This window comes from Rosettibacter sp. KY25, from assembly GCF_057554405.1.
Genome location: NZ_BAAJAO010000051.1, coordinates 1 through 3,280, shown reverse-complemented (window position 1 = coordinate 3,280; position 3,280 = coordinate 1). Strand labels below are relative to the sequence as shown.

At 32.2% G+C, this 3,280-nt stretch carries 1 protein-coding gene; it reads right to left on the bottom strand.

Features of this window, described 5'->3' with window-relative positions; translation table 11 throughout:
- Nucleotides 1-2,479 (bottom strand): S9 family peptidase (locus AC27L2_RS13705; protein ID WP_487212334.1); only part of this gene is annotated, 2,479 nt, incomplete at its 3' end.
- Nucleotides 2,480-3,280: the final 801 nt, after the last annotated feature.

Below are 3,280 nucleotides of genomic sequence, written 5' to 3'. Positions count from 1 at the left end.
CAGTTACTTCAATAATCATGGTTTCAACATTTGCTTTCATTATATTAATTTGTTTATATGATGATTTGTAACCTTCAGCCAATGGCAAAGATTTTAATGCTAATTCTATTCCTGCTCCTTCAGTTAAAACTGGGGTGTCAATTTTTATATTTACTGGCATTTTCTGTGGACCTGCTTCAATTTGTCCTTCAACTTTATCAGAACTAAATGTTAAATGAATAGTTGCTGGTCCCTGTTTAATATTTCTTTTTATTGGCAGAAGTGTATTTGCATCAACAATTAAAGTATCATTACCTCCCATCATACCAGTTGCTGCATCAACAACCACAAAAACATTTTTCCCATTAAGTTCTGATTTTGTAATTTCTCTATTTACATTCATTTCAAATTTTTGTCCTCTTGCTTCAATCTTGATAAGATATTTTAATGATGAAGGTTGAATTACAGAACCATCAAAAGTTGTAAGCAGATTACTTACAGTTTCATGCTTGGGCATTGTAACAGTTTTAATATCAACTGTAATCTCGTCAAGCCGTTTTCGAATTTCAGGTTTAACATCTTCCTGAATTCTTCCTCCAAGATGTTTAGCAAAAAATTTTTCCATTGCAACAATCATTGCAAGCCGATTTTCTCTTCCCAAAAATCCATGTCCTTCATCTGGAGCAACAATATATTCAACCTGTCTTCCTAAATCTCTCAATGCAGCAACAATCTGGTCTGATTCGGATTTTTTAACTCGTGGGTCATTAGCTCCCTGAACTACAAACAAAGGAGCTTTAATATTGCTTGCATAATTAAGAGGTGATTGTTCTTCGAGCATTTTCTTTTCTTGAGGATTGTCAGGGTCACCAACTCTAATTGTAAATATTTTTTTAACTGGTGCCCAATATGGAGGGATTGAATTCAACAAAGTTATTATATTCGATGGACCAACAATATCGAATCCTGCTGCATATAAATCTGGAGTAAATGCTAAACCTGCTAAAGTTGCATATCCACCATAAGAACCACCTGCAATACCAATTCTTTTCGGATCTGAAATTCCTTCTTTTATTAAATAATTCACGCCATCGGTAATATCCTGCTGCATTGCTCCTCGTCCCCATTGCTTATTTCCTGCATTCAAAAATTTCTTTCCAAAGCCTGTTGAGCCTCTAAAATTTGGCAGCAATACTGCATAACCTCTATTTGCTAAAAATTGTGCATAAGGATTATAACCCCAATAATCACGAGCCCAAGGTCCTCCATGAGGAAAAACTATTGTAGGTAAATTTTTGGGAGGGATTCCTTTTGGTAATACCAAATAAGCTGGAATCATCAATCCATCTTTGGCTTTGTATCTAATGGGTTTCATCTCTGCAAGATATTCTGTTGGCAAGTTCGGTCTTGATTTATAAAGCAGTTCTGCTTTTCCAGTTCTTCTGTCAAATAAGTAAGTTGAACCTGGGTCAACATCTCTTGATACACTTACAATCCACAAATTTTCATCATCAGTCATTGAATTCAAAAATATTTCCCCTTCAGGAACAGCTTTCTTCAATTGTTTAAAAGCGTTTTCAAAATCTTTGTTCTTAAAATAAATTCTTAATCTATCACCTCTGTAATAAGTTGCAATAAGTTCATTTGTTAAATCAGAAAAAATAGCACCGCCAAAGTCAACTTCGTTTTCAGGGTCTCTTTCAATAAATTTTGTTTTGCCTGTTTCCATGTTAAATAAAACTAATTCCGTCTTATCTACTTTATCCCCTTTATTGGTTACGAGATAAAAACTTTTTCCATCAGGTGTGAATCGATAAGGTTCAGCTTCTTCTTCGCTTGATACAGAGAAAATAGGAATTAATTTTTCTCCATCAACTTTTAAGATTTCTGTTCCTCCATCTGAAGTTTGTCTTACTCCAAGTCTCAAATTTCCATTTAAGTCAAAAACCCATCCAGCAATATTTTCATCATTTTTTCTTATTAATGTTCTTTCCCCTGTTGTTAAATTTAATTTATAAACATCATGCAGCTGAGGATTGCGGTCGTTTAATCCAATATAAATTTCGTTTGGTGTTTTCTTTGGAACATCGTAAATATAAGCTCTCACATTTTCCAGCGGTGTTAAATCTCTTGAAGGTGGAACGGGGTCACCTTTATCATGTGGACTTACAGCATAAACTCTAAAATTTTCGTTGCCGCCCTGGTCTTGAACATAAAGAATATACTTGCTGTCTCTTGACCAGAAATAATTTGTTATTGGTCTTTTAGTATCGTTAGTTAAAGGACGAGCTTCTTCAAATTTTTGATTAATTTCTTTAATCCAAATATTACGCACATTATTGAAAGGCTTGATAAAAGTAATATACTTTCCATCAGGTGAAATCTGAGCACCAGAAATCTCTGGATCCCCAAAGAAAAGTTCTCTGTCGATAATTGGCGGAAGTTGAGCAAAAGATTTCATAAAAAATCCCATAAAGAAAAGAATAATTAATTTTTTCATTGTGTTTCCCTCATAAATGTTGGCTATAAAATTAACCAAGAATAATTTAAAACACTACCTGAATTATTAATTTTTTTTCTTGATTAAGCTCACAAATATTTTCATAATTTTATTTTACTATTGTGCAGGGCAAATTAGAAAGATATAAAAATGATAGCCTATCTAATACTTGGCATAATGCTTTTAGTGATTTTAATATTTTTGAAAAAGGTAATCAGAATTTTTAAAGAACTGAAATCTGACAATTAAAATTTTTCTACCTTTTAAATTCATTTTTATTTAATAGGTTAACTTGAAAACCAATGCAATCCGAATTCTCTTATCAAAAAATATTTCATTTGAAACTGCAGTACATGAATTCAAGGATGATAAAATTGATGCAATATCTATGTTGTTACAAATTAAATATTAAAACAAACTGCGAAAATCTTAAAAATCTGTGTTCATCTGCGTGCTAAAGTATTGAAACCGCAAACTTATCTAAGAAAGCCATTGCGTCTACTTTGCGAACTCTGCGGTTAAATTATAATGAACCCGCTAAGAGCACAAAGATTTTAAAAGAGATTTTTTACTTCATTAAAAATTGATTTGAATTGTGAGACTTGAAGAATCTAAAAATAAATTTCAAGCGAAGACGCAAAGAAAAAAAGACAAAACGAAAAACTTTGTGGCTTTGCGACTTTGCGAGAAATAAAAAATATGAGTTTGATTTATTCCGAAAAATCTGAATTCATGATGATATTATGAACATGAAATTACATACAAATCTTTGCGCTCTCTACGGTTAAATTAATTATGAAA